Source organism: Acidimicrobiales bacterium, assembly GCA_036399815.1.
Taxonomy (GTDB): domain Bacteria; phylum Actinomycetota; class Acidimicrobiia; order Acidimicrobiales; family DASWMK01; genus DASWMK01.
In genome coordinates, this window is record DASWMK010000287.1 from 1 (window position 1) to 25,149 (window position 25,149).

Annotated in this window: 26 protein-coding genes; 19 read left to right on the forward strand and 7 right to left on the reverse strand. The window is 73.0% G+C overall.

The window, feature by feature from the left end:
- The 10 genes from VGB14_21315 to VGB14_21360 all read left to right on the forward strand — a co-directional run.
- A partial coding sequence (locus VGB14_21315) for a WS/DGAT domain-containing protein (protein ID HEX9995471.1) occupies positions 1-850 on the forward strand: 850 nt, incomplete at its 5' end.
- 56 nt (positions 851-906) lie between these two features.
- Positions 907-1,191 (forward strand): hypothetical protein, encoded by a 285-nt coding sequence (locus tag VGB14_21320; GenBank protein ID HEX9995472.1) that lies wholly within the window; start codon positions 907-909, stop codon positions 1,189-1,191.
- A 190-nt stretch (positions 1,192-1,381) separates the two neighbouring features.
- On the forward strand, positions 1,382-2,884 hold the full coding sequence (locus VGB14_21325; GenBank protein ID HEX9995473.1) for a sugar ABC transporter ATP-binding protein: 1,503 nt from the start codon (positions 1,382-1,384) through the stop codon (positions 2,882-2,884).
- Between the two features lie 17 nt (positions 2,885-2,901).
- On the forward strand, positions 2,902-4,014 hold the full coding sequence (locus tag VGB14_21330) for an ABC transporter permease (protein HEX9995474.1): 1,113 nt from the start codon (positions 2,902-2,904) through the stop codon (positions 4,012-4,014).
- A gap of 82 nt (positions 4,015-4,096) precedes the next feature.
- Entirely contained in the window at positions 4,097-5,272 is a 1,176-nt protein-coding gene (locus VGB14_21335) for a substrate-binding domain-containing protein (GenBank protein ID HEX9995475.1), read from the forward strand.
- Positions 5,269-5,778, forward strand: coding sequence for a nuclear transport factor 2 family protein (locus VGB14_21340; protein HEX9995476.1), 510 nt, complete (start codon positions 5,269-5,271; stop codon positions 5,776-5,778). The genes VGB14_21335 and VGB14_21340 overlap by 4 nt, the downstream gene beginning before the upstream one ends.
- Positions 5,775-7,271, forward strand: coding sequence for an aldehyde dehydrogenase family protein (locus tag VGB14_21345; protein ID HEX9995477.1), 1,497 nt, complete (start codon positions 5,775-5,777; stop codon positions 7,269-7,271). The genes VGB14_21340 and VGB14_21345 overlap by 4 nt, the downstream gene beginning before the upstream one ends.
- The gene (locus VGB14_21350) at positions 7,271-8,089 is read left to right on the forward strand and encodes an SDR family NAD(P)-dependent oxidoreductase (protein ID HEX9995478.1); all 819 of its coding nucleotides are present in this window, start codon (positions 7,271-7,273) and stop codon (positions 8,087-8,089) included. Before VGB14_21345 ends, VGB14_21350 begins: the two co-directional genes overlap by 1 nt.
- A 14-nt stretch (positions 8,090-8,103) precedes the next feature.
- Positions 8,104-9,324 carry a cytochrome P450 gene (locus VGB14_21355; GenBank protein ID HEX9995479.1) on the forward strand — a complete coding sequence of 407 codons (1,221 nt, stop codon included), beginning with the start codon at positions 8,104-8,106 and terminating at the stop codon, positions 9,322-9,324.
- On the forward strand, positions 9,321-10,496 hold the full coding sequence (locus VGB14_21360) for an amidohydrolase family protein (GenBank protein ID HEX9995480.1): 1,176 nt from the start codon (positions 9,321-9,323) through the stop codon (positions 10,494-10,496). Before VGB14_21355 ends, VGB14_21360 begins: the two co-directional genes overlap by 4 nt.
- Before the next feature lie 6 nt (positions 10,497-10,502).
- Here the strand turns inward: VGB14_21360 and VGB14_21365 are convergent, their stop codons facing one another.
- The gene (locus tag VGB14_21365) at positions 10,503-11,720 is read right to left on the reverse strand and encodes an acyl-CoA dehydrogenase family protein (GenBank protein ID HEX9995481.1); all 1,218 of its coding nucleotides are present in this window, start codon (positions 11,718-11,720) and stop codon (positions 10,503-10,505) included.
- Entirely contained in the window at positions 11,717-12,490 is a 774-nt protein-coding gene (locus tag VGB14_21370) for an SDR family oxidoreductase (protein ID HEX9995482.1), read from the reverse strand. Before VGB14_21370 ends, VGB14_21365 begins: the two co-directional genes overlap by 4 nt.
- 91 nt (positions 12,491-12,581) lie before the next feature.
- Here VGB14_21370 and VGB14_21375 point away from each other — a divergent pair, with 91 nt between their 5' ends.
- The 9 genes from VGB14_21375 to VGB14_21415 are packed head-to-tail and all read left to right on the forward strand — an operon-like array spanning position 12,582 to position 20,934.
- On the forward strand, positions 12,582-13,877 hold the full coding sequence (locus VGB14_21375; protein HEX9995483.1) for a CoA transferase: 1,296 nt from the start codon (positions 12,582-12,584) through the stop codon (positions 13,875-13,877).
- Positions 13,877-15,061 (forward strand): CoA transferase, encoded by a 1,185-nt coding sequence (locus tag VGB14_21380; GenBank protein ID HEX9995484.1) that lies wholly within the window; start codon positions 13,877-13,879, stop codon positions 15,059-15,061. Before VGB14_21375 ends, VGB14_21380 begins: the two co-directional genes overlap by 1 nt.
- Before the next feature lie 36 nt (positions 15,062-15,097).
- Entirely contained in the window at positions 15,098-16,390 is a 1,293-nt protein-coding gene (locus tag VGB14_21385; GenBank protein ID HEX9995485.1) for an acyl-CoA dehydrogenase family protein, read from the forward strand.
- A 28-nt stretch (positions 16,391-16,418) separates the two neighbouring features.
- Complete coding sequence (locus tag VGB14_21390; protein HEX9995486.1) at positions 16,419-17,201, forward strand: SDR family NAD(P)-dependent oxidoreductase; 783 nt, start codon at positions 16,419-16,421, stop codon at positions 17,199-17,201.
- The gene (locus tag VGB14_21395) at positions 17,201-18,403 is read left to right on the forward strand and encodes a cytochrome P450 (GenBank protein HEX9995487.1); all 1,203 of its coding nucleotides are present in this window, start codon (positions 17,201-17,203) and stop codon (positions 18,401-18,403) included. The genes VGB14_21390 and VGB14_21395 overlap by 1 nt, the downstream gene beginning before the upstream one ends.
- Before the next feature lie 15 nt (positions 18,404-18,418).
- The gene (locus VGB14_21400) at positions 18,419-18,622 is read left to right on the forward strand and encodes a ferredoxin (protein HEX9995488.1); all 204 of its coding nucleotides are present in this window, start codon (positions 18,419-18,421) and stop codon (positions 18,620-18,622) included.
- Positions 18,623-18,629: 7 nt separating this feature from the next.
- Entirely contained in the window at positions 18,630-19,070 is a 441-nt protein-coding gene (locus tag VGB14_21405) for a nuclear transport factor 2 family protein (GenBank protein ID HEX9995489.1), read from the forward strand.
- 25 nt (positions 19,071-19,095) lie between these two features.
- The gene (locus VGB14_21410) at positions 19,096-19,401 is read left to right on the forward strand and encodes a hypothetical protein (GenBank protein HEX9995490.1); all 306 of its coding nucleotides are present in this window, start codon (positions 19,096-19,098) and stop codon (positions 19,399-19,401) included.
- Positions 19,402-19,413: 12 nt separating this feature from the next.
- Positions 19,414-20,934 (forward strand): class I adenylate-forming enzyme family protein, encoded by a 1,521-nt coding sequence (locus tag VGB14_21415; GenBank protein ID HEX9995491.1) that lies wholly within the window; start codon positions 19,414-19,416, stop codon positions 20,932-20,934.
- A gap of 12 nt (positions 20,935-20,946) precedes the next feature.
- Here the strand turns inward: VGB14_21415 and VGB14_21420 are convergent, their stop codons facing one another.
- From VGB14_21420 to VGB14_21440, 5 genes are all read right to left on the reverse strand, one after another.
- On the reverse strand, positions 20,947-21,306 hold the full coding sequence (locus VGB14_21420; protein ID HEX9995492.1) for a helix-turn-helix transcriptional regulator: 360 nt from the start codon (positions 21,304-21,306) through the stop codon (positions 20,947-20,949).
- 12 nt (positions 21,307-21,318) lie between these two features.
- Positions 21,319-21,603: a hypothetical protein gene (locus tag VGB14_21425; protein ID HEX9995493.1), complete on the reverse strand. Its 285-nt coding sequence runs from the start codon at positions 21,601-21,603 to the stop codon at positions 21,319-21,321.
- Between the two features lie 71 nt (positions 21,604-21,674).
- Complete coding sequence (locus VGB14_21430; GenBank protein ID HEX9995494.1) at positions 21,675-22,490, reverse strand: FCD domain-containing protein; 816 nt, start codon at positions 22,488-22,490, stop codon at positions 21,675-21,677.
- Positions 22,491-22,584: 94 nt separating this feature from the next.
- A complete protein-coding gene (locus VGB14_21435) occupies positions 22,585-23,973 on the reverse strand; it encodes an amidohydrolase family protein (protein HEX9995495.1) in 1,389 nt (462 codons plus the stop codon).
- Positions 23,970-25,149 (reverse strand): CoA transferase (locus tag VGB14_21440; protein HEX9995496.1); only part of this gene is annotated, 1,180 nt, incomplete at its 5' end. The genes VGB14_21435 and VGB14_21440, both read right to left, overlap by 4 nt.

Sequence of the window (25,149 nt, forward strand, 5' to 3'; positions counted from 1 at the left end):
GCGCACCCTGGCCGAGCTGTCGGGGAACCCGGCGGCCCGCCAGACGGCCAGGGCGATCGTCCCCGGCCTCCGCCGCCTCCGGCTCCTGCCGCCGAGCAGCCGGCCGCCCCAGCCCGCCCTCCCGAGCCGGCCGGCGCCCCGGACGCCGTTCAACCGGTCCATCTCGCCCCACCGCCGCTTCGCCTTCCGGTCGCTGTCCTTCGAGGACGCCCGCACGATCAAGTCGGCGTTCGGGGTCACGGTCAACGACGTGGTGATGGCGCTGTGCGCCGGCGCCCTCCGGCGCTACCTCGTCGACCACGACGCGCTGCCGGCCGACCCGCTGATCGCCATGGTGCCGGTGTCGGTGCGGGAGGCGGGCGACACCGAGTACACGAACCGGGTCACCGGCGTCGTGTGCTCGCTGCACACCGACCGGGCCGACCCCGTCGACCGCCTCCGCCGGATCCACGAGTCGATGGCGGCGGCCAAGGAGCTCCAGCAGGCCGTGCCGGCCACGATCCTGAGCGACGCCGCCCACATCCTGCCGCCGGCCCTCGCCGCGCAGGCGGCCCGGCTGGTGTCGTCGACCCGCATCGCCGACCGCATGAACCCGCCGGTCAACCTCACCATCTCGAACGTCCCCGGCCCCCGCCGGCCCCTGTACCTGTCGGGCGCCGAGATGCGGCACTTCTACCCGGTGTCGACCATCGTCGAGGGCCAGGGCCTGAACATGACCGTCCAGAGCTACCTCGGGAACCTCGACTTCGGCTTCCTGGCCTGCCGCGAGCTGATGCCCGACGTGTGGGACCTGGCCGACCACATCGCCGACTCGATGGACGAGCTCCTCGCCGCCGCCAAGGAGGCATGAGGCGGGCGTCCGCAGGGAAACCCGTCAGATCATCACGATCGTCAGGAGGTGTGCTCATGACAGACGCCAGCAGCGACCGGGTCGAGCAGCAGGTCGTCGACGCCGTGCGGGCCAACCAGTCGGCGGTCCTCGACGCCGTGCGCAGCTGGGCCGACTCGGTGCAGCGGCTCATCCCCGAGATGCCCGCCAACCCGGTGACCGACGCCCTGCCCGACCCCTCTGAACTGGTCGATCGCGCCTACGACTTCGCCAGCGAGCTCCTGAAGGCCCAGCGCGAGTTCACCCACGAGCTGCTGCGGGCGACGTCGCGGACCCCGTCGGAGGGCCCGACCGGCTCGTGACCGGCCGGCGCGCCGTCGCCCAGCGCTTGACGTGACGATCATCGTAAGGAATTGTTGACAGCGTCTGGCGAGCTGCGATCAGCTAGCCGAAGGTCCGAGCCGAGCAGGGGGTCCTGTGCTCGAAGCCACGCCCATCGACCGATCGGTCCCGAACGACGGTGGTCGCCCTCCCGCGCTGAAGGTGTCGAACGTGTCCAAGACGTTCGGCGCGTTCCGGGCGCTGACCGACGTCGACATGGAGATCGCCGCCGGCGAGATCCACGCCCTCGTCGGGCCGAACGGGTCGGGCAAGTCGACGTTCGTCAAGATCCTCGCCGGCTACCACGACCCCGACGCCGGCGCCGAGGCGGAGATCGCCGGGAAGCCGTTCAAGCTCGGGTCGGCGCCCGCCGCCCGGGCCGCCGGCCTCCGCTTCGTGCACCAGAACCTCGGCCTCGTCGAGGGCATGACCGTCTCGGACAACTTCCGGCTGGAGGGCGGCGGCGGCCGCCGGCTCCTCCCCCTCAACCGGCGCGGGGAGCGGGGCCACGCCGAGCGGGCGCTGCAGGCCCTCGGCTACGACATCTCGCCGACGGCCATGGTCAGCACCCTGGCCGAGTCCGAGCGCACCGCCGTCGCCGTCGCCAGGGCCCTCGACCACAGCGACGCCGTCCCCCTGCTCGTCCTCGACGAGCCGACGGCCTCCCTGCCCGGCCCCGAGGTCGACCGGCTCTTCGCCGCCCTCCGCCGCCTGGCCGCGCAGGGCACGAGCATCCTGTTCATCTCCCACCACCTCGACGAGGTGCTGGGCCTGGCCGAGCGGGTGACCGTCCTCCGGGACGGCAGGCGGGTGGCGACCGTCCGGTCCGGCGAGATGTCCCACGACTCGCTCGTCGAGCTCATGCTCGGCCGCCAGCTGATGTCGACGACCGCGCTGCACGAGCGGCTGGAGAAGGAGGACCACCAGTCGCCGCGGCTCGTCATGCGCGGCCTGTTCGGCTGCTCGCTCGCCGGCGTCGACCTCGAGGTGCGCCCGGGCGAGGTGCTCGGGGTGGCCGGCCTCACCGGGTCGGGCCGGGAGGAGCTGGCCGGCCTGCTCACCGGCCGCCTGCCCCGGGGCGGCGAGGTCCTGCTCGACGGCAAGCGGGTGCCCCCCGGCGACCCGAAGGCGGCCATCGAGTGCGGGATCTGCTACGTCCCGGCCGACCGGGCCGCGCAGGCCCTGCTGCCCAAGGCCGTCGTCCGCGAGAACCTCACCCTCGTCGACCTCACGCCGTTCTGGTCGACGGGCGTGCTGCACCGCCGGGCCGAGCGCAGGGACGCGGCGACGTGGGTGTCCAAGCTCGACGTCCGCCCGGCCCAGACCGAGAAGATCGTCACCGAGCTGTCCGGCGGCAACCAGCAGAAGGTCGTCATGGCCCGCTGGCTGCGGATGCAGCCGGCCGTGCTGGTCCTCGACGAGCCGACCCAGGGCGTCGACGTCGGGTCCAAGGCCGACATCCACCGCCTGGTCGAGGAGGCCGCCGCGGCCGGCGCGGCCGTCGTCGTCTGCTCGACCGACGCCGACGAGCTCGCCCGGCTGGCCACCGAGGTGGTCGTGCTGCGGCGGGGCCGGGTCGCCGTCCGGCTGGCCGGCTCGGAGATCACCACCGAGCACATCGAGCAGGAGCAGCTCCTCCCCGAGGTGGCGCCCGCCGGCGCCGCGCCGCACTGACCCCCGAAAGGCTGTCGATGGCCCAGGCAACCCTCCCCGTCCAGCGGCGCCGGTCCGTGCCGTCGCTGCGGATCCCCGGCCTCCAGAAGGCCAGCGCCGCCTACCTGCTCGCGCTGATCATCGTCCTGTTCGGCATCTGGATCCCGGACACGTTCCTCACCGACACCACGTTCAAGGTCGTCGCCGCCGACCAGGTGGTGATCGGCATCCTCGGCCTCGCCCTGCTGATCCCGCTCACGGCCGGCGTCTTCGACCTGTCGGTCGGCGCCATGCTGGCGTTCTCGCTCGTCGTCGTCAGCTGGCTCGAGGCCAACACCGGGCTGAACGGCGTGCTCTCGTGCGTGGTCGCCATCCTCGCCTGCGGTGCCGTCGGGTTCCTCTCCGGGCTCGTCGTCGTGCGCTTCCGGGTGGACTCGTTCATCGCCACCCTCGGCATGAGCCAGATCCTGTCGGCGGCGTCGCTGTACATCTCGGAGAACAAGCAGATCGTCGGCGTGCTGTCGCCCCGGTTCCTCGAGTTCGGCCGGCGGGACCTGCTCGGCGTGCCGATCGTCGTCTACTACCTCGTGATCCTGGCCCTCGCCATCTGGTACGTGCTCGAGTGCACGCCGCTCGGCCGGCACCTGTTCGCGACGGGGTCCAACCCCGAGGCCGCCCGCCTGTCCGGCGTCCGCACCGACCGCATGGTGTGGGGCTCGCTCGTCGCCTCGGCCATGGTCGCCGGCGTCGCCGGGGTGGTCTACGGCGCCAAGATCGGCTCCTTCTCGAACACGTTCGGCCCGCCGCTGCTGTTCCCGGCCTTCGCCGCCGTGTTCTTCGGGGCCACCCAGTTCAAGTCCCGCCCGAACGTGTGGGGCACGATCCTCGCCGTCTACACCCTGGCCTTCGGGGTCAAGGGCCTCCAGCTGGCCTTCACCAGCGGCGTCTACTGGATCACGCCGCTGTTCAACGGCATCGCCCTCGTCGTGGCGGTGGCCCTGGCCAGCCGGCAGGTGGCGGCGGTGCGGCGGCGGCGGACCCTGGAGGGCGCACCTCCCGCACCCGGGTCGGACGCCGCGCCCAACGACGGCCGCACGCGCGGCACGTCGCCCCAGGGGGCGGACGAGCCCGGGACCGTCCTCCGCACCTGACGGCGACGCGCACCACCAAGGGCGGACCGAGACAAGAGGGCCCCCGCGCCCGCCACACCCCCGAACGAGGAGCACCCCCGACATGACGAGACGACCGCTGCGGCGGGCCATCCTGGCCATCGCCGTCGCCCTGATGATGATCCTGGCCGCCTGCGGCGGTGACGACGACGACGGCGGCACGAGCGCCGAGGGCGGCAGCAGCGAGGAAGGTGGTGGCGGCTCCGCCGAGGAGTCGGCCGCGGCGGCGGAGGAGCGGCTGGCGCCGTTCCTCGAGCGGGCCACCGAGATCCAGATCGACGAGCCCGTGTCCGAGGCCCCGCCCGACGGCATCTCCGTCTACTGGCTGGAGGGCAACATCCAGTCGATCTTCCCGCTCACCCAGGGCTTCGAGGACGCCACGGCGGCCCTCGGCTGGGACCTGACCACGGTGAGCTACGACCCCGCCGACCCGCAGGGCCCGACCTCGGCCATGCAGCAGGCCATCGAGGCCGGCGCCGACTACATCGCCGTCTCCGGCCAGACCGTCGACATCCTCGGCACCGCCCTGGAGGACGCCAAGTCCGCCGGCATCCCGGTCGTCGAGATCTCGAGCACCGACGAGGTGACCGGCGAGGAGAACGGCATCTACGCCAACGTCCTCGGGCCCGGCTCCAGCGAGGCGTCGTTCCCGGTCGTGGCCGACTGGGTGATCGCCGACTCCGGCGGCGACGCCAACGTGCTGTTCGTCAACATCCCGGACTTCGCCATCCTCCAGACCGTCGCCGACGCCACCAACGGCCAGTTCGAGGACGCCTGCCCGGAGTGCGAGGTGACCCCGCTCGACGTCACCATCAACGACCTGACGAGCGGCGCCGTCGCCTCCCAGGTCGTTTCGGCCCTCCAGTCGAACCCCGACATCGACTACGTGTTCCTCGCCATCGGCGACCTCGCCACCGGCCTGCCCGACACCCTCGCCGGGGCCGGCGTGGCCGAGCAGGTGAAGATCGTCGGCGGCGTGCCCAACCCCGAGCAGATCCAGTCGCTCATCGACGGCACGTCCGACGCCTGGATCCCGCTGCCGAGGGCCGCCGCGGCGTGGACCGCGGTCGACGCCATGGTGCGCCACGCCGTCGGCATGGACATCGACCCCGAGTCCCACGAGATCCTCCCGATCGAGCTGTGGACCCAGGAGAACGTGCCGAGCCCGGCCTCGGAGTACGAGGGGCCGGAGAACTACCAGCAGCAGTTCACCGAGCTGTGGGGGGTGTCGTCCTCGTGACCGTCGACGAGCGCAAGCTACAGGAGCTGATCGACCGCAACGAGATCGTGGAGACGATCTACCGGTACGCCTCCTCGATCGACCAGAAGGACTACGCCACCCTCCGCTCGGTCTTCACCGACGACGTGGTGGCCCAGTACGCCGGCGCCCCGGAGATCCACGGGGCCGACAAGCTCACCTCCTGGATCGACGAGATGGGCGTGGAGCGGGCGTTCCAGCACCACCTGATCAACGTCTACGAGGTGAAGATCGACGGCGACGAGGCGAGGGCGCTCGTGTACCACACGTCGCACCAGACCAACGCCGCCGACCCCGACACGGTGTACGTCATCGTCGGCCGCTACCGCGACGTGCTCCGGCGCGTCGACGGGCGGTGGCTGATCGCCGACAAGCGCATGGAGGTCGGCTGGATGGAGGACCGCCGGGTCTCCCAGGCCGACATGGCGGCGAGGGAGGCCGAGGAGAACCTGGCTGCGCAGGCCAGGGCCGGGGAGGACGTCGGATGACCATCACCGCCGACCTGACCCGCTACCCCCTCGCCGCCGAGACGCAGAAGTACCTGGAGTCCGTCACCTTCGGGCACGTGATCGACGGCGAGGTCGTGCCGTCGGCGTCCGGGGAGACGTTCCCGATCGTCGAGCCGTCGAGCGGCGAGGAGATCGGCCGGGCGGCGAGCGGCGGGCCCGAGGACGTCGAGCGGGCCGTCGCCAGCGCCCGCGCCGCGTTCGACGACGGCCGCTGGCGGTTCCTCGCGCCGCTCGAGAAGGAGCGCCGCCTCCGCCGCCTGTCCCAGCTCTTCGCCGAGTGGGGCCCGGTCTTCAGCGACCTCGACGTGCTCGACGCCGGCCTGCTGAAGCCCTACACGGGCTTCATCGTCCAGGCCGCCCTCGACGGGCTCGACTACTACGCCGGCTGGCCGACGAAGATCGCCGGCACCATCCCGGCCGTCCCCGACGACGTCGCCGTGTACGTCGTCCGCGAGCCGGTCGGCGTGGTCGGGATCATCGTCCCGTGGAACGGGCCGGCCTTCGTCGTGAACTTCGTGGCCGCCGCCCTGGCCTGCGGCAACTCGGTGATCCTGAAGCCGGCCGAGCAGACGCCGATGTCGGCCACCCTGATCGGCCAGCTGTGCGCCGAGGCCGGCATCCCCGCCGGCGTGGTGAACGTCCTGCACGGCACCGGCCAGAACGTGGGCGGCCCGCTCGTCGAGCACCCCGGCGTCGACGCCATCGGCTTCACCGGCTCGGTCGAGACCGGGAAGCGCATCCAGGCGGCGGCGGCCAAGCGGGTGAAGTCGGTCGCCCTCGAGCTCGGCGGCAAGAGCGCCCACATCGTGTTCGACGACGCCGACCTCGACCCCGCGGCGATGGCCTGCACGATGGCCGTGTGGGGCGCCTCGGGCCAGGTGTGCACGGCCGGGACGCGCGTGCTCGTGCAGAAGGGGATCTACGACGACTTCGTCGACCGGATGGCCGGGCTGTCGCGGGACCTCCGCATCGGCTCGCCGTTCGACCCCGACACCAACGTCGGGCCCGTCGTGTCCGACGTGCAGCTCGAGCGCATCGCCGGCTACGTCGCCATCGGCGCCGAGGAGGGGGCCACCCTCGCCCTCGGCGGCAAGCGCCACGGCGACAAGGGCTACTTCTTCGAGCCGACGATCTTCACCGGCGTGCAGAACACCATGCGCATCGCCCAGGAGGAGATCTTCGGCCCGGTCATGTGCGCCATCCCCTTCGAGACCGAGGAGGAGGCGTACCGGATCGCCAACGACACCGAGTACGGGCTGGCCGCCGGCGTGTGGACGAACCACCTGGCGAGGGCTCACCGCGCCGCCCGCACGCTGCGGGCCGGGACGGTCTGGGTCAACACGTACCAGGAGGTCCACATGTCGGTGCCGTACGGCGGGGTGAAGCAGTCCGGCCACGGCAGGAGCCTCGGCGAGGAGTCCATCCGGGAGCTGACCCAGACCAAGAGCGTCTGGATGAAGGTCGCCCGGTAGTGGACGACCTGCGCGGCCACGTCGCCGTCGTGACGGGGGCGGCGAGCGGCATCGGCCGGGCCATGGCCGAGCGGTTCGCCGCGGAGGGGATGCGCGTCGTGATGGCCGACGTGGAGGCGGTGGCGCTCGACGCCGCCGTCGACGCGCTGCGGTCCGCCGGTGCGGAGGTGGAGGGCCTCCGCACCGACGTGACCGACGCCGGCCAGGTCGAGGCGCTGGCCGCGCTGGCCCTCGACCGGTTCGGCGCCGTCCACGTCGTCTGCAACAACGCCGGCGTCGTCACGATGAAGCCGGTCTGGGAGCAGACCCTCGAGGACTGGCGGTGGGTGCTCGGGGTCGACCTGTGGGGCGTGATCCACGGCGTGCGGACGTTCGTGCCCATCCTCCTCGAGCAGGGCGGGCCCGGCCACGTCGTCAACACGTCGTCGATCGCCGGCCTGCTCCCGTCGCCCGGCATCGGCCCCTACAACGTCGCCAAGTTCGGCGTCGTCGCGCTGTCCGAGACCCTGCTGCACGACCTGCGGGCGGCCGGCTCGCCGATCGGCGTCTCGGTCCTCTGCCCCGGCGTCGTGCCGACCCGGATCGCGGAGAGCGGCCGCAACCGCCCGGGCGAGCCCGAGGCGCCCCTCGACATCCCCACCCAGGCGGACCTGCCGCCCACGGCCATGACGCCGGCCGAGGTGGCCGGCCGGGTGGTCGACGCCATCCGCGGCGAGCAGTTCTGGATCGTCACCCACGAGGGGTCCTTCGACCTCGTCGTCGCCAGGGCGGAGGGGATGGCGAAGGGCGAGGACCCCGTCGTCCCACCCGTCTTCTGAGCAAGAGGAGCGGCATGAGCCTCACCACCGCCCCGTCCACCGGGCGCGACACGGGCGGTTGGCCCGTCGTCCACTACGACTTCGGGGCGACCCGGCCGCTCCACGGCTTCCACTCCGAGCTCGACGAGCTGAGGGAGGCGAGCCCGTTCTACTGGAGCACCTACGGCCCGGTCGGCTTCTGGATGATCATGCGCTACGAGCACGTCCGGGAGGCCTACCAGCACCCCGAGATCTTCTCGAGCGACTCGATCGACCCGCTCGACCCCGACCCCGCCTACCGGTTCATCCCGACCCTGGTGAACCCGCCCGACCACGTGAAGTACCGCCAGGTGCTCAACTCCTGGTTCTCGCCGGCGGCCGTCGCCCGCATCTCGCCCACGGCGCGGAAGATCTGCGCCGACGACGTCGAGGCCATCGCCGGCAAGGGGTCCTGCGACTTCATCGCCGACTTCGCGCTGCTGTACCCGACGGAGGTCTTCCTCACGATCCTCGGGCTCCCGGCCGAGGACGCCAAGCTGTTCGTGCCCCTCGTCGACCGGTTCTTCGTCCACTTCTACGGCGAGGACAAGGCCCCGATCGCCGACATCGCCGGCGCCATCCAGGGCTACTTCACCGAGCAGCTGGCCGACCGGAGGAAGCACCCCCGCGACCCGTCGGTCGACTTCATCAGCTACCTGCTGAAGGCGACGGTCTTCGACCGGCCGCTGAGCGAGCAGGAGCTGCTCGACATCTGCTTCGTCCTCGTGCTCGCCGGCCTCGACACCACGAGGGGCCAGTCCGGGTACCTGTGGCACCACCTCGCCACCCACGACGACGACCGCCGCCGCATCCTCGCGGACCCCTCGCTCGCCGCCAGCGCCATCGAGGAGACCCTGCGGATGTACACGATCATCATCGGCGACGGCCGCAAGGTGACGACGGACGTGGACTTCCACGGCGTGCCGATGCGGGCCGGCGACATGGCCTGGCTCTCGGTGTCGGGCGCCAACCGCGACCCCCGCGCCTTCGAGGACCCGACCTCGTTCCGCGTCGACCGGCGCGGCAACAAGCACCTCGGCTTCGCCGGCGGTCCGCACCGCTGCCTGGGGGCGCACCTCGCCCGCCAGGAGATGGTGATCGCCATGGAGGAGTGGCACCAGCGCATCCCGCACTACCGGGTGGCCACGGGCGGTCCGGTGCAGGAGCGGGGCGGGATGCTGACCCTGTTCTCCCTACCCCTGGAGTGGGACGCATGAGCCTCTTGGACGACATCCGCGTCATCGACACCGACACCCACCTGGTCGAGCCGCCCGACCTCTGGACGACCCGCATGCCGTCCAAGTGGCAGGACATGGTGCCCCACGTCCGGTGGGACGAGGAGAACCAGGAGGAGGCGTGGTTCATCGGCGCCGAGCGGGTCACGTCGGTCGCCGGCGCCGCCCAGGCCGGGTGGCGCGAGTTCCCGCCCGACCACCCGCCCCGCTGGGAGGACGCCGACCCGGCGACCTGGGAGCCCAAGGCGCGCCTCGCCCGCATGGACGAGTACGGCATCCACGCCCAGGTGCTCTATCCGAACGTCGCCATGTTCAACTCCGACACCGTGCAGGGCGCGGTGCGCGACGCCGGCTTCCAGCTGTGCATGATCCAGGCCTACAACGACTACCAGACCGAGTTCTCGGCCACCGCGCCGGGCCGGTTCGTCCCGGTGACGTCGCTGCCGTTCTGGGACCTCCAGGCCACCCTCGACGAGATCGAGCGGTGCGCGGCGATGGGCCACCGGGGGATCGTCTTCAGCCAGGCGCCGAGCGCGTTCGGCCTGCCCGAGCTGACCGACCGCTTCTGGGACCCGATGTGGCGGTCGGCCGAGGAGAAGGGCCTGCCGGTCAACTTCCACATCGCGTCAGGCGACATGGGCATCATGCACAACGCCGGGCACCCGGACAACGGCGAGCACGCGAACTACGCGTCGATGGGCGTCCAGTTCTTCATGGGCAACGCGAGGACCGTCGCCCAGCTGATCTGCGGCGGGATCTGCCACCGCTTCCCCGAGCTGAACTTCGTCTCGGTCGAGAGCGGTATCGGCTGGATCCCCTTCGCGCTCGCGTCGCTCGACTGGCAGTGGCTGAACTGCGGCGTCCCGAGGGAGCACCCGGAGTACGACCTGCTGCCGAGCGAGTACTTCCGGCGCCAGATCTACGGCTGCTTCTGGTTCGAGACGGACACCGCCATGTCGGCCATCGACCAGCTCGGCGCGGACAGCGTCCTCTACGAGACGGACTTCCCGCACCCGACGAGCATGTCGCCGGGGCCGGCCAGCGCGGCCATGCACCCGCAGGAGTACATCAGGGACACGTTCGGCCACCTGCCGGACGACACCGTCCGCAAGATCCTCCACGACAACGCGGCGAGGATCTACCACCTGGACTGACCCGTCCTAGCGGGGCACCTCCCGCCACGGACGGTCGCGGTCGGCGCGGGGCTCGGGCGGCAGCCCGAGCACCCGCTCGCCGATCACGTTGCGCTGGATCTCGTCGGACCCGCCGGCGATCCGGTAGCCCGGCGCGCCGAGCACGTGGGACGCCCAGGCGTAGGTGCCCCACTCGCCGGTGTCGGCGACGAGGCGGGGCCCGAGCAGGTGGGACACGACCTCCGACGTGCGGACCAGGTCCTGGGACCACCGCAGCTTCTCGATCGACCCCTCGGGACCGGGCGCGCCGTCGCCGGCCGCCCGGCGCCGGCGGAGCAGGTCGGTGACGACGTGGTTCGCGTACAGCCCGGCCAGCCGCTGGCGGACGACGGGGTCGCCGGTCGCGCCGAGCCACCTGGCCAGGCCGAGCACGCGGGACCAGCCGCCGCCGACGCCGACCGAGGTGGCCGCCCGCTCGAACCCGAGCGTGGTCAGCGCCACCTTCCACCCCTGGCCGACGTCGCCGAGGCGCAGGTCGTCGGGGACGCGGACGTCGTGGAGGAAGACCTCGTTGAACGACGACCCGCCCGACATCTGGCGGATCGGCCGCACCTCCACTCCCGGCGCCGCCATGTCGAGCAGGAACGCCGTCATGCCGGCGTGCTTCGGCACGTCGGGGTCGGTCCTCGCGATCAGCTCGCCCCAGGTCGAGAAGCGGGCGCCCGAGCTCCACACCTTGGACCCGTTGACCACCCACTCGTCGCCGTCGCGTTCGGCCCTCGTGCCGAGCGAGGCGAGGTCGGACCCGGCGTTCGGCTCGGAGAACAGCTGGCAGCACAGCTCGTCGGCCCGGGCGAACCGGCGCACGAACCGCTCCCGCTGCCCGCCGGTGCCGAACAGGGCGATGGTCGGGGCGACGAGGTGGACGGTGACGGCGAGGGTCTCGTGGTGGGGCGGCACCTCGAAGGCCGCCTCCTCCTCGACGAAGGCCGTCTCGTAGGTCGCCGGCAGCCCGGCGCCGCCGAGGTCGGCCGGCAGGCCGATGGCGCCGTAGCCCGCGTCCCACTTCTCCTGCTGCCAGGCCATCGCCCGGCGCAGCAGGTCGCCCTCCTCCTCGAAGGTCAGGTCGTGGAACACCGACACGTCGTCGGACCCGACCCCCCACTCGCCGGTGCCCGACCGGCGGGGCCGGCGCTCGGCCAGCCACGCCCTGGCCTCGGCCCGCCAGGTGGCGAGGTCCGTCACGGGTTGGCGACGGCCATGCCGCCGTCGACCCGCAGCACGGAGCCGGTGGTGAAGCTGGAGGCGTCGCTCGCGAGGTACAGGGCGGTGCCGACGATCTCGGACGGCCGGCCGCCCCGCCCGAGCGGGTAGGCGGCGACCACCTTCTCGAAGGCGTCGAGGTCCCAGGCCTTCGAGATGTCGGTCAGGAACGGCCCGGCCATGATCGAGTTGACCCGGACCTTGGGGCCGAGCGCCTGCGCGAAGCCGGCGGTCACCGCGTCGAGCCCGGCCTTGGCGGCGGCGTAGGGCAGGTCGTCGGGGGTCGGCTTGATGGCGGCCACGCTGCTGACGTTGATGATCGAGCCGCCGTCGCCCTCGACCATGCGGGCGCCGACGAGCGCGCACAGCCGGAACGGGCCCTTGAGGTTCACGGCGACGACCTTGTCGAACAGCTCCTCGGACACGTCGGCCAGGCTCGGGTAGAGGGGGGCGACGCCGGCGTTGTTGACCAGCACGTCGACCCGGCCGAACTCCTCGTACGCGGCGTCGACCAGCGCGTCCAGCTCGTCCCAGTGGCCGACGTGGCAGCAGTGGGCGAGCGCCCGCCGCCCGGTCGTCTGCTCCACCTCCGTGGCGAGCTGCTGGCAGTTGGGCTGCTTCCGGCTGGAGATCACCACGTCGGCACCGGCGTGCGCGAACGCCAGGACCATCTCTCGGCCGAGCCCTCGGCTGCCGCCGGTGACGAGCGCCACCTTCCCGGAGAGCACCGGCCCGTCGAACCCGGGGGCCACCGCGGGAGCATAACCCCGGGCGGCCGAACTTCACCAGAATCATCATCAGGATTCCTTGACACGCCCTTCCCGCAGTGTTTGCATGGCCGCCATGCCCGCCGGCGAGCCGCCCCGCCCGGTGCTGCCCCGGAAAGGGCCGCTGGCCGGGGTGCGGGTCGCGGACTTCTGCTGGATGGGCGTCGGGTCCGTCGCCACCCGCCTCCTCGCCGACTTCGGCGCCGAGGTCATCAAGATCGAGGACCGCATCCGCATCGACACGCCCCGGCGGCTCCCGATCTACAAGGACGAGCCGGCCAGGAACTTCGGCGAGGAGCGGATCGACGCCGACCCGGACAAGGGCGGCCTGTTCAACAACTACTCCCGCAACAAGCTCGGCGTCACCATCAACATGCGGACCGACGAGGGCCGGGCGCTGGCCGAGCGGCTCATCGCCACGAGCAGCGTGGTCTCGGAGAACTTCGCCCCCGGCGTGATGGAGCGGTGGGGCCTGACCTACGAGCGCCTCCAGGAGCTGTCGCCGGGCGTGATCTACGCCCGCATGAGCGGCTACGGCCACTCCGGCCCGCACGCCGGCTACCGCAGCTACGGCCCGGTCGTGCAGGCCGTGAGCGGGCTCTCCTACATCAGCGGGCTGCCGGGGCGGGAGCCGTCGGGCTGGGGCCTGTCCTACATGGACAACCAGGCCGCCTACTACAACTCGGCCGCCCTGCTCATGGCCATCTACCGGCGCAACACGACCGGGAAGGGCACCGAGATCGACGTCTCGGCCATCGAGGCCGGCATCAACCTCGTCGGCCCGATCCTGCTCGACGTCACCGTCAACGGCCGCACCACCCGCCGCGACGACTACCCGACCGGCAACCGGCTGGAGTGGCCCGAGGCCGCGCCCCACGGCGTGTACCCGGCCGCCGGCGAGGACCGGTGGGTGGCCGTCGCCGTGTTCGACGACGGGCAGTGGGCCGGGCTGGTCGACGCCCTCGGCCGCCCGGAGTGGACCGCCGACGAGCGCTTCGCCACCCAGGAGGCGCGCTTCGCCGCGCAGGACGCCCTCGACGAGCACCTCGCGGCGTGGACGAGGACGAGGGACCGCTTCGAGGTGATGGAGCTGCTCCAGGCCCACGGCGTGCCGGCCGGCGCCGTGCAGGACGCCGAGGACCTGAACGAGCGCGACCCCCAGGTCGCGGCGCGGGGCGTGTTCTTCGAGATGGACCACCCGGTGATCGGCCCGGCCCGCTTCGAGGGCACGCCCATCCGGTTCTCGTCGATCGCCCAGGACAACTGGCGCTCGGCTCCCCGCCTCGGCGAGGACAACGAGCACGTGTTCAAGCGCATCGTGGGGCTGGACGACGACGAGTTCGACAAGCTCACGGCCGGGGGCGTCATCTGATGCCCGACGAGGTGCTGTTCGACGGCCTGAAGGTCGTCGAGCTGGCCGGCGACCCGGGCGGCGAGATGGTCGGGAAGCTGCTCGCCGAGATGGGCGCCGACGTCGTGAAGGTCGAGCCGCCCGGGGGGTCGCCGACGAGGGCGGTCGGCCCGTTCGTGGACGGCCGCGACGGCCCCGACCACTCGCTCAGCTTCTGGTACTACAACGTCGACAAGCGCAGCGTCGTGCTCGACACGGCCACCGAGGACGGCCGGGCCCGGCTGTTCGCCCTCCTCGCCGGCGCGGACGTGTGCATCACGACGATGCGCCCGCCCGAGGCCGAGGCCGCCGGGCTGACCGCCGAGCGCCTGAGGGAGGCGGGCGAGGGGCTCGTCGTCCTCTCGGTCACCCCGTTCGGGCTCGACGGACCGTGGCGCGACCGGCTGAGCTCGGACCTCGTCGGCCTCGCCCTCGGCACCCCGCTCAACAGCTGCGGCTACGACGACCACTCGATCCCGCCGATCCGGCCGGGCGGCGACCAGGGCTACCAGTCGGCCGCCAGCTTCGGGCTCATCGGCGTGCTGCTCGCCCTGCTCGAGCGCCAGCGCACCGGCCAGGGGCAGGTCGTCGACGTCGGCATGCACGACGTGCTCGCCGTCAGCGCCGAGCTGGCCAACCCGTACTGGTTCTATCCCCGCGTCGTCGTCCACCGGCAGACGTGCCGGCACGCGCAGCCGACGCCGACCGCGCCGGCGCTGTTCCAGTGCGGCGACGGTCGCTACGTCTACTTCGTGCTCTTCGTCGTCGACCAGAAGGCGTGGCACGCCCTGCTCGAGTGGATGGACACCAAGGACGTGGCCGTCGACCTGCACGAGCCCGAGTACGCCGACCCGATGTACCGCCAGGCCAACTTCGGCCACATCCAGGAGCTGGTCGAGGTGTTCTTCCTGCTCCAGACGGCCGACGAGGCCTACCACGACGGCCAGGCCAGGGGCCTGCCCATCGGCCCCGTGAACTCGCCCGACGACGTGCTCTCCGACGAGCACCTCGAGGCGCGGGGGTTCTTCGTCGAGGTCGAGCACGACGACGTGCCGCCGGCCCGGTACCCGGGGGTGCCGTTCCGGTTCTCGGCGTACGGCTCGGCGCCGATGCGGCGGGCGCCGAAGCTCGGCGAGCACGACGCGGAGGTGTTCGGTGGGGTCTGAGGGCGAACCGTTCGATCGCACGGGACGGAGGTCCATGTGAGCTGGGACTTCGAGACCGACCCCGAGTTCCAGCGGGAGCTCGACTGGGTCGACGAGTTCGTGCGCGAGGAGGTCGAGCCCGTCGACCAGGTGATCCGCCACGCCTGGGACATGGGCGACCCCGTGCGCATGCGGCTGATCCCGCCGCTCCAGGAGCAGGTCAGGGAGCGGAGCCTGTGGGGCGCCCACCTCGGCCCCCACCTGGGCGGCCAGGGGTACGGCCAGTTGAAGCTGGCGCTGCTCAACGAGATCCTGGGCCGCACCCACAGCGGCCCGATCGTGTTCGGCTGCCACGCGCCGGACTCCGGCAACGCGGAGATCCTCGCCACCTACGGCAGCGAGCGCCTGAAGAAGGAGTACCTCGAGCCGCTGCTGGCCAACGAGATCGTCTCCGCGTTCTCGATGACCGAGCCCCAGGGCGGCTCCGACCCGACCCAGTTCGTCACGAGGGCCGAGCTCGACGGCGACGAGTGGGTCATCAACGGCGAGAAGTGGTTCACGTCGCACGGCAACTTCGCCTCGTTCCTCGTCGTGGTGGCCGTGACCGACCCCGACGCCGACCCGTACCGCCGCATGTCGATGTTCGTGGTCCCGTCGGACACGCCGGGGATCGAGATCGTCCGCAACGTGCCCGTGTACGGGCACGGCGACCTCGGCACCCACTCCTACATCCGCTACCGCGACGTGCGGGTCCCGAGGGAGAACCTCCTCGGCGAGCGGGGTGCCGGCTTCGTCGTGGCCCAGACCCGCCTCGGCGGCGGGCGCATCCACCACGCCATGCGCACCGTCGGCCTCGTCCGCAAGGCGTTCGACATGATGTGCGAGCGGGCCCTCTCCCGGGTCACCAAGGGCGAGGTGCTGGCCCGCAAGCAGCTGGTGCAGGAGATGATCGCCGACTCCTGGATCCAGATCGAGCAGTTCCGGCTGCTCGTGCTGCAGACCGCGTGGAGGATCGACCGCTACAAGGACTACCAGAAGGTCCGCGCCGACATCTCGGCCGTGAAGGCGGCCATGCCGGCCGTGCTCCACGACGTCGCCTCCCGCGCGCTGCAGATCCACGGCTCGCTCGGGGTGTCCGACGAGATGCCGTTCGGCTCGATGGTGCTCGAGTCGTTCCACATGGGCCTCGCCGACGGGGCCACCGAGGTCCACAAGGTCACCCTCGCGAAGGTCCTGCTGAAGGACCACCGGCCGAGCGACGACCTCTTCCCGACCCAGCACCTCCCGAAGCTCCGCGCCCACGCGCAGGCGAAGTTCGACGACGAGCTGAGCGCCGTCGGCTCGGCCTGACCACGACCGTCCATCCAGGGGGATCGACATGGGGAAGCTGCAGGACCGTGTCGCCGTCATCACCGGCGGCACGCGCGGCATCGGCCGGGGGATCGCCGAGGCCTACCTCGACGAGGGCGCCAAGGTCGTCGTGAACGGCCGCTCGCCGGAGAAGGGCCGCCAGGCCCTCGAGGAGATGAAGGCCGGCGACCGGGCCCACTTCGTCGCCGGCGACGTCACGTCCCAGGCCGACGTCGAGGCGCTGATCGACGAGGCCGCGGCGCGCTACGGGTCGGTCGACATCCTCGTCAACAACGCCGGCGGATCGGACCGCTTCGCGCTCGTCCACGAGCTGTCCGACGAGGCCTGGCAGTTCGCCCTCGACTTCAACCTCAACGCCTCGTTCTGGGGCACGAGGCGGGCCCTGCCCCACATGCTCGACCGCGGCTGGGGCCGGGTGATCTTCATCTCCTCCACGGAGGGCAAGCAGGCCTCCAAGGCGATGGTGAGCCACTACATCACCAACAAGCACGCCATCCACGGGCTGACCAAGGCCGTCGCCTTCGAGTACGGGCCGCGGGGCATCACCAGCAACGCCATCTGCCCCGGCTCGGTGGAGACCGACCTCACGAGGACGGTCGGGCCCGACGCCGCCGAGGCCATGGGCATCAGCTACGAGCAGTTCCTCGAGAACTACGCGCAGGAGTCGATGATCAAGCGGCTCAACACGGTGGAGGAGGTCGCCGCCGTGGCGGTCCTCCTGGCGAGCGACGAGGGCGGCGGGATCACGGGAGCGATGATCAACGTCGACGGGGGTACCGCGTCATGGTGATGGAGCAGGAGCACGCCACCGGCCCTGGCGGGGTGCCCGCCCTGTCGGTCGACATCGGCCAGCCCGGCCCCGTCCTCTCCCACTTCGAGGAGTGGGACCGGCTGCGGGACCGGTACCCGGCCTTCTGGAACGAGGTCGGCGACGGCCACTGGGTGCTCACCCGCTTCGAGTCGATGCGCCGAGCCCTCCAGCACGTCGAGGTGTTCTCGACCGAGTCGACGATCGTCTCCGACCCGAACCCCGACTACCTGCTGCTCCCGCTGTTCCTCCCGCCGGACCTCCACACCAAGTACCGCCAGCTCTACAACGCCCGCTTCTCGCCCGGCGCGGTGAACCGCCTCAGCCCGATCGCCCGCCAGGCGTGCCTCGAGACCATCGAGCGATTCAGGGACCGCGGGCACTGCGAGTTCATGGAGGAGTTCGCCGACGTCTACCCGACGCAGGTGTTCCTCATCGCCCTGAACCTCCCGCTCGAGGACACCGACCAGTTCGTCACGTGGGTCCGGGCCATCTTCAAGGGCCTGGCCGGGGTCGACCAGGAGGGCGGCGCGGCCGCGCAGGGCGAGGTCATGCAGTACATGGAGCGCCTCGTCGACGACCGCATGGCCAACCCCCGCGACCCGGACACGGACATGGTCACCTACCTCGTCCAGGCGAAGATCGACGGGGAGCCGATCAGCCGCGAGTACCTGCTCTCGATGCTGATGACCCTCGTGCTCGCCGGCCTCGACACCACGAAGAGCCAGCTCGGTTACAACTTCCACTACCTCGCCACCCACCCGGAGGACCGGCGCCGGCTGGTCGAGGACCCCGGCCTGATCCCCTCGGCCATCGAGGAGCTGCTGCGGTTCAACGCGTTCGTGCCGCCGGCCCGCAAGCTCCAGTCCGACATCGAGTACGAGGGCTGCCCCATGAAGAAGGGGCAGATGGTCCTCATGCCGCTGTGGTCCGGGTGCCGGGACACGGGCGCGTTCGAGGACGCGGACAAGGTCGTGATCGACCGCAACCCGAACCGCCACATCGCGTTCGGCGCCGGGCCCCACCGCTGCGCCGGGGCCCACCTGGCCCGCCGCGAGCTCCTGATCGCCATGGAGGAGTGGCACCGGCTGATCCCGGACTACGAGATCGTCACCGACGAGCCGCTGACCGAGCACGGGTGGCAGTGCGGGCTGGACCTGCTGCCGCTCTCGTGGTCGGTCTGACGAGAGGAGCACGCCGTGCGCATCGCCGTGAGCCAGGAGCTGTGCAGCGGCCAGGGCCGCTGCTACGCGGTCGCCGGGGAGGTGTACCAGGCCGACGACGAGGGGTTCTGCGCGCAGTCCGGCACCCAGTTCGACGTGCCGCCCGGCCTCGAGGAGCAGGCCAGGCTGGGCGCCGACACCTGCCCGGAGGGCGCCATCACGATCGTCGACGGGGCCTAGGCGCGCGGTGGGCGACGCCATCGCCGCGCTCGTCGACCGGCAGGCGGTCGTGGACGTGTGCGTCCGCTACGCCGCGGCCCTCGACCGGCGCGACTGGGACCTGCTGCGGCAGTGCTTCGCGCCGGACGTCGTCGCCGAGTTCGAGGGGATGGGCACCCTCGACGGCTACGAGGCGGTGGAGGCGGCGTGCCGCGGCGCCCTCGAGCCGCTGTCGGCCAGCCAGCACCTGCTCGGCAACCACGAGGTGCGCGTCGACGGCGACGTCGCCCACGCCTCCACCTACTTCCAGGCCCAACACGTCCGGCCGGGGACCGAGGGCGGCGCCAACTACATCGTCGCCGGCACCTACACCGACCGCCTGGCCCGCGACGGCGACGGCTGGCGGATCGTCCACCGCCGGCTGGACGTCGTGTGGACGGACGGCAACAGCGCGGTGCTCGGCGGCTGAGCACCAGGACACCAAGGAGGACCGGATGCAGCTCCGGCCAGGCACCAAGTTGAAGAGCGCGGTCGACACCACCGAGGTGGTCGTCGTCAAGGCGCCGAAGGACGACGTCGACCTGCGGTGCGGCGGCCACCCGATGGTGGCCGGGGGCGACGCGCCCGGCGACGCCACGGTCGACGCCGCCCACAGCGCGGGCACGAAGATCGGCAAGCGCTACGCCGACGAGTCGGTCGGCATCGAGGTCCTCTGCACCAAGGGCGGCGAGGCCTCGCTGGCCCTCGGCGACGAGCCGTTGCTGCTGAAGGACGCCAAGCCCCTGCCGTCCTCGGACTGATCGGGGGCCACCGTGCATCTGTCGACCCTCCCCGAGATGGCGGCCGAGGGCTTCGGCGAGCGAGTCGGCTTCGGCTCCCGCCACGGCGGCCTCACCTACGGCGAGCTGCTGGACCAGGCCCGCCGCACGGCCGTCTGGGCCGCCGACAAGGGCGTCGAGCGGGTCGGCCTCGTCGACGTGAACTCCGAGGCCGTCCCCATGCTCCTGTTCGGCAGCGGGCTCGCCGGCCTGCCGTACGTCCCCCTGAACTACCGGCTGGCCGACGACCAGCTGCGGGCCATCCTCGCCCGCATCGCCCCGGCCGTCGCCGTCGTCGAGGACCCCGTGCCCGGCCGGGTCGGCGAGGTCGAAGGGGTCGAGCTCGTCACGAGGGCCGACTTCCTCGCCCAGCTGAAGGAGGTCGACGACGAGGCCGCTGCGGACGTCACCACGCCCGGCGACCCCGACGACGTGGCCATCCTGCTGTTCACGAGCGGCACCACCGGCGACCCGAAGGCGGCCGTCCTCCGCCACCGCCACCTGACGTCCTACGTGATCGGCACCGTGGAGTTCATGGGCGCCGACGAGGAGGAGGCCGCGCTCGTCAGCGTGCCGCCGTACCACGTGGCCGGCACGTCGGCCGTGCTCACCGGCGTGTTCAGCGGGCGGAGGACGTACTACCTGTCCGCCTTCACCGCCGAGGACTGGGTGGCGGCGGCGCGCGACGAGGCGGTGACCCAGGCGATGGTCGTGCCGACGATGCTGGCCCGGCTCCTCGACGTGCTCGAGCGGGAGGACGAGCACCTCCCGAGGCTGCGCCACCTGTCCTACGGGGGCGGGAAGATGCCGGTGCCGGTCATCGAGCGGGCGCTCGGGTGGCTGCCCCACGTCGACTTCGTCAACGCCTACGGGCTGACCGAGACGAGCTCGACGATCGCCGTGCTCACCCCCGAGGACCACCGGGACGCCATCGGCAGCACGGACCCGCTGGTCCGCCGCCGGCTGGGCTCGGTGGGGCGGCCCCTGCCCACGCTCGAGGTCGAGATCCGCGACGCCCGCGGCAACCGCACGGACCCCGGCGTGCCCGGCGAGATCTGGGTGCGGGGCGAGCAGGTGGCCGGCGAGTACCTCGGGCGAGAGGACGTGATGGAGGACGGCTGGTTCCCGACGAGGGACGGCGGGATCCTCGACCACGACGGCTACCTGTACCTGTCGGGGCGCCTCGACGACGTCATCGTCCGGGGCGGCGAGAACATGTCGCCGGGCGAGATCGAGGACGTGCTCATGGCCCACCCGGCGGTGGCCGACGCCGGCGTGGTCGGCGTGGCCGACACGGAGTGGGGCGAGAAGGTCGTGGCCGCCGTCGTCCTCGCCGAGGGGCGGTCGGCCACCGAGGACGAGCTCAGGGAGTGGGTCAGGAAGGAGCTGCGCTCCTCGAAGACGCCGTCGCACGTCGAGATCCGCGACGCCCTGCCCTACAACGAGACCGGCAAGCTCCTGCGCCGGATCCTGAAGGCCGAGCTCTCGACCGTCTACGGCGCCTCGATCAGCTAGCGGCGCCGGTCACTACCGGTTGGCGTCCAGGTAGCTGCGGAGGACGGCGAGGAGCGCCTCCTTCTGCGCGTCGGTGAGCCGCTCGTCGCGCCGGATGGCGTCCTCGGTCGACACCGCCTCGTCGCCGAGGGGGATGCCGGCCGCGTCCATGATCAGCTGGGCGGGGCGGAGGCCGAGGCTCTCCGCCAGCTGGCGCAGGACCCGGATCGACGGCTCGTGGAGGCCCCGCTCCAGCTGGCTCATGTACGTGTCGGACAGGTCGGCCAGCCGGGCCAGCTCGCGCTGGGACAGCCGGTGCAGCTGGCGCTGGGCCCTGATGTGCTCGCCGAGGCGCCGCAGGTGGTCCTTCCACAGCGCCTCGGCCGCATCCATGGGCGGGTGACGCTACCGCCCGTCCGCGTCGGCCTTCTCGCCGGCGACCGGGGCCCACGCCCCGAGCAGCTCCATGGCGAAGCGCTTGTTGGCCTCGAGGAGCTTGGCCTGGAGGTCGAAGGCCTGCTCGGCGACCTGGGTGGGGGCGGCGGCGTCGACCGGCCACGGCACCGACGGGACGACGTCGGCGGCCCGGCCGGCCAGCTCGCGGTTGGCGTCGAGGATGCGCTCCTGGACGGAGGTGACGAGGTCGATGACGGTGCCGGCGGCGTCGGCGATGGTCGGGGTGGTGGCCATGGCGGGGGTTCCTTTCGCACTGCGCTATTGGTACTGCGCACTATAGTGCGCATCGCAGCGAGGCACAACCCTCAGCGCCACTCGATGACCTCGTCGAAGCGCGACGGCCAGCGCCGCTTGTAGAAGTCGAGCTGCTGGGCGAAGTGGTGCTCCATCAACCGGTAGGCGAGCGCCGCCCGGCCGGCGATGACCGCCTCGGCCAGCGCCCGGTGCTCGTCGACGATGGCCGGCCGCAGCTCGACCGGCTCCATCGTCGCCACCACGTGGTTCGTGACGACGTGGGTGACCGCCCTGGCCAGCAGGGTGAGCACGCCGTTGCCGGCCAGCACGTAGATGCCCTGGTGGAAGCGGACGTAGGCGTCGCGGTAGGCGCGGGGGCCCTGCACGCCGTTGCGGGCGAGGAACGGCTCCATGGTCCTGCGCACGAGCAGGCGGTCGTCGTGGCGGGCGGCCAGCTCGGCGCACACCGGCTCGAGGCGCACCTGGGCCTCGAACAGCTCGCGGTAGGTGTAGGCGCCCAGGTGGAAGTAGAGCGTGGCCGTGTGGGCGAGGTGGGCCGGGTCGACGGTGCCGACCACCGGGCCGCCGCGCGGGCCGGGCCGGATCACGATCAGCCCCTGCACCTCGAGGAGCCGCAGCGCCTCCCGGAGCGAGGCCCGGCTGACGCCGTACTCCTCGAGCATGGCCGCCTCCAGCGGGAGGCGGTCGCCGCTGCTCAGCCCCCTGGCCGCGATGTCGCGGACGAGCTCCACGGCGACCCGCTCGGAGGTCTTGAGCTTGCGCCGGCCGTCGCCCGCCGGGGGTGCGGGGGCGACCATCACGCCGCCCCCCAGGGGGGACCGCGACCGGGAGCCGTCCGTGGTGGGGCGGCCGTCGTCGAGCGCCATCGGGCGTGCCTTCCTCGAGGGAGCAGCGGAGTAGAGTCACATCATTATAAGGATTAACTGAGGCCGCGCACAAGGGGGACCGTGCGCCCGGGGCTCACCGGTCCCGGCGGTGGACCACCTCGCCGGCCACGGCGGTGGCCGCGACCCGGGCCGCCGCCGGGTCGGCCAGCACCTCGGCGAGGGGCGCGGCCAGCACGCAGAGGTCGCCCGGCGCCCCGGGCTCGACCCGCCGGGGCTCGGCCGGCGCCTCCGCCGGGCCGAGGAACAGGGCCAGCGCCGCGGCCGGGTCGAGGCGCTCGGCCTCGCCGAGGACGGCGCCCGACGCCGTGCGCCGGTCGACGGCGGCGGCCACGGCCGCCCACGGGTCGGCGCCGCCGAACGGCGCGTCGGTGCTGCCGGCCGTCGGGATGCCGGCCATGACGAGAGACCGGCAGCGGTAGAGGTGGGGCACGTCGTCGGGGTCGACCTCGCGCCGGTACTCGTCGCCCCGCTCGGCCACGAGGTTGGGCTGGGTCACGACCGTGACGCCGAGGCGGCGGAGGTGGGGGAGCAGGTCGTCGGGGGCGACCGACGCGTGCTCGATCCGGTCGCCCGGCCGGGCGCCGGCCTCGTCGAGGGCCAGGGCGGCGACGACCAGCTGGACGCGGGTGACGCAGTGGACGGCGATCGGCCGGCCCTCGGCGTGGGCGGCGGCCACGGTGGCGGCGAGGTCGGCCGGGGCCGGCAGCTCCTCGTCGTGGAGGATCACCTTCACCGGGCCGACGGTGAGGCGGGTGCCGTCGGGGACGGCGAGGCCGAGCGGTCCCATCACGTGGACCCGCTGGGGGAGGGCGGCCAGCGCCTCGACCGCGCCGGGCGCCCGCTCGGGGTCGGCGTCGGTCAGCCCGGTGACGCCCCTGGCCGCCGCCTCGCGGCCGACGGCGGCCAGGTCGGCCGGCACCGCGGGGACGGCGGCGCGCAGCCAGCCGTCCATGCGCCACAGGCGTCCCGTCGGCCGGCCGGCCCCGTCCCGCTCCACGCCGGGGAGCGGGCAGGCGTCCACCCCGGCGAGGCGGACGGCGGCCGAGCTCAGCACCCACAGCGTCCCGGTGCGGTGCTGGACCCGCACGGGGGCGTCGCCGACGACGGCGTCGAGGGCGTGGCGGTCGAGGGGCCCGGCCACCGACTCGTGGTAGCCGGTGGCCCGCACCCAGCCGCCGGGCGGGGCGGCGGCGACGGCCCGGCGGAGTCGGTCGGCGAACGCGGCCCGGTCCCGCACCCCGGGCGGGCCGACGGCCACCGACGCCCGGGCCGCGGCGAGGGCCCGGAGGTGGACGTGGTGGTCGTGCAGGCCCGGCAGCACGGCGCCGCCGCCGGCCTCGACGACGTCGTCGCCGCGCCCCGGGCGGAGCCCGGCGCCCACCTCGGTGACCACGCCGCCCTCGACCCGGACGTCGACGCCGGCCCGGCCGCCCACCTCCCCGCCGACGACGAGCAGGCTCACGACGGCGGCCGGGGCGGCCGGGGCGGCCGCGGCGGCCGGACCTCGTGGGCCTCGCCCGCCACCCGCACCGCCCACCGCCCGGCGGCCGTCGCCACCACCTCGGCGTCGTCGCCGCCGACGTCCTCGCCCGCCGCGGCCGCGGCCACGTCGCGCATGGCGACGTCGAGGAGGCGGGCGCCGCCGTCGAGCACGGCCGTCGCCGCCGCGGCGGCGGCGAGGAGGCCGGTGAGCGGGTCGGCCACGGCGTCGGCGCAGAACACCGGGCCGCCGCCCTCGTCCGCCGCCACCAGGCCGCCGGCAACGGCGGCGTCGTCGCCGAAGGCCACCAGGTCGCCGGCCGGCCCCTCCCGCCCGTGGCCGGTGATCGACACCCAGGTGCACCCGGTCCCGGCCACCACCTCGCCGGCGTCGATCCCGAGCTGGCGCAGGGCGCGGGGGCGGGACGACTCGAGGACGACGTCGGCGCCGTCGAGCAACCGGCGCAGGTCGTCCCGGCCGCCCTGGGTGCGGAGGTCGAGGGTGACCTGCTCGTGGCCGGCGTGGAGCCAGCCGAAGAAGGCGGGGTCGCCGGCCCGGGCCCCGTCGGGGCGGTGCCGGCTCTCCACCTTGACGACCCTGGCGCCGGCCCGGCCGAGCAGGTGGGCGCACAGCGGCCCGGCCCACATGGCCGACAGGTCGACGACGATCGGCGGCCGGGCGGGCGGCGGCCGGCCCGGCGGCACCCCGACCGGGGGCAGCGGCCGGGCCGGTGCCGTCCCGAGCGCGGCGGCCGGCACGCCGAGCAGCTGGGCCCTGGCCGCCACCTCCTCGGCCGGCGTGGCGGCCGCGAAGCGGGCCAGCGCGTCCCACGGCGGCGCCGTCTCGTCCCCGCCGACGACGGCCGGGACCGCCTCCTCGTCCTCCGGCCTGGCCAGGTGGACGGCCACCCAGCCGTCGGCGGCCGGCAGCAGCCGGCACCGCCCCCCGGCCGAGGTCCGGCCCCGCCGCCCGTAGCCGGCCAGCGCGGCCCGGCCGAACAGCGCGACCGCGGCGTCGACCTCGACCGGCCTCCCGAGCCGGGCGGCGAGGTCGCGGAAGGCGGCCGCCCACCGCTCGGCGGCGACGAGCGCGCCCGCGCCGCCGGGGCGGGGCGCGCCGTCCGGCCAGCCCGTCAGCCACATCCCGCCCGACGCCGCC